Origin of the sequence: Microcoleus sp. B3-D2 (genome assembly GCF_036705345.1) — a bacterium.
Lineage (GTDB): Bacteria > Cyanobacteriota > Cyanobacteriia > Cyanobacteriales > Microcoleaceae > Microcoleus.
In genome coordinates, this window is sequence record NZ_JAUBUG010000184.1 from 1 (window position 1) to 1,628 (window position 1,628).

The 1,628-nt window shown below is 45.9% G+C and carries 1 protein-coding gene; it reads right to left on the reverse strand.

Features of this window, described 5'->3' with window-relative positions:
- Positions 1–81: 81 nt before the first annotated feature.
- Positions 82–1,389 carry an NF041680 family putative transposase gene (locus QUB14_RS28560; RefSeq protein WP_333297478.1) on the reverse strand — a complete coding sequence of 436 codons (1,308 nt, stop codon included), beginning with the start codon at positions 1,387–1,389 and terminating at the stop codon, positions 82–84.
- Positions 1,390–1,628: the final 239 nt, after the last annotated feature.

Below are 1,628 nucleotides of genomic sequence, written 5' to 3' on the forward strand. Positions count from 1 at the left end.
CTTGGAGTTTAGACTAAGCACAAATTGACTCAGCATGAGCTGAGTGGAAAAAATGGTTAATCAGCGAGAGAGTTCTCAAGGTTAACTTACGAATTTTGTGGATTTTTGGAACCGACCTTTACCCTTTTTGACCACAGGATAGCGACATCTTTGAGTGCGAGGTCTTCCAACAGGCCATCCATCTGAATTTCCTCGGCGTTTGGGAGAAACAGCCGGACTCCCAATCCTGATTAAAAGTGGAAGCATTGATTGTGCAACCCTTCCAGGGGTCAATTCAGAGAGAGACTTTTGCCAGGGTAGACGAGTTTCTCTCACTAAATCTTGAGCTAACCATAATTGCCAAGTCACTAATGGCATCAAATCGCTCCATCGTTGACATTGTTCAGGGGTGCTTAACTTCGGCGCAGTCCAATGCAAGGTTTGTTTGGCGAAGCGATACCAATGCTCGAGCGTAAAACGGCGCAGGTATAGTTGCCAAATTTCTGTCAGAGGTGGCATTTGGAGACCGACCCAAACTAACCACAAAGGTTGAGTTTTTAATAGACCCGTTATAGCTTCTAAGCGTTCTACTAAAATCAAAGTCATCGGATGTTTGGGACTGCCTCGAAAATGCAAGTTATCCCATTTTCTCAATCTGATTCGTCCGAGTTTCGGTTCAATAGATTCCAGTGTTTGTTCTGGTTCCCACCAGCTTTGAGCGTCGTTAAGCTTAAACTGATTTCCATGAATTTTCGGTCGTCCTCTACCACTATAGGATGAAGGTGCTGACCATAAGCAACGATTAGAACGAATACGCATTAGTTTATCAGCGGCGATGGCTGCGGTGGCTTTTACTAGGGGGGCACATCCATACTCGCTATCAAATAGGGCGATGGGTCGATGTTGAAGATATTCACAGACTTGTGCCAATTGTTGAGCACCTTTAGTGATCGGATTTTCCCAACTGGTAATACGTTCGTGTCTCAAGGGAAGTGCCCAACTGCCACTGGTCGAAGGTATCCACGCGATCGTACTATAACCTTGACCGATACCAACAGGTATGCCATGAGGCAAGGCGGTGGGTTGATGTTCGTAGGTGCGCTCTTTGAGGGTAGGTGCATGAGGTCTCAACCATGCTGTATGATCGATAGCCAATACTGGACGTTCAACTTGAGACATCTGGTGGATGTATAGTTGCATCAATTTTGCTCGGTCTGGTCTACAATCTTGCAGCGCCTCGTAGACGCTCGACCACTCACGTCGAAACAAAGGACTGAGGGCAAAATCTCCTAAACATGAGACGTGGCGAGTCGTCATCACCGCATCTGCTAGTTCAAAAGTGGCATCTTTGGCATTGCCGAGGCATTGATAAGCAAGTTGACGAAATTCGTATAATTGTTCAAACTTCATTGCAGGTAGATTTGAGATTTTTTGCTGAATTCTCAATTTTCTACCCTTACGCTGTCTGTTGAAACTATCGCAGACAGTTTTTTTCGGTTGTGGCAAGTCTCCGAGAACGTCAACGGTCGCTGGTATTTATCTTATGGTTGAGTCTGATAGCTGGTCGCCAGCGACCATTGCCGTTCTTGAGAACTGTTCGCTAGTCTCACAGCGAGCGCACTTTTTGACCTGCTTAGTCTAAACTCCAA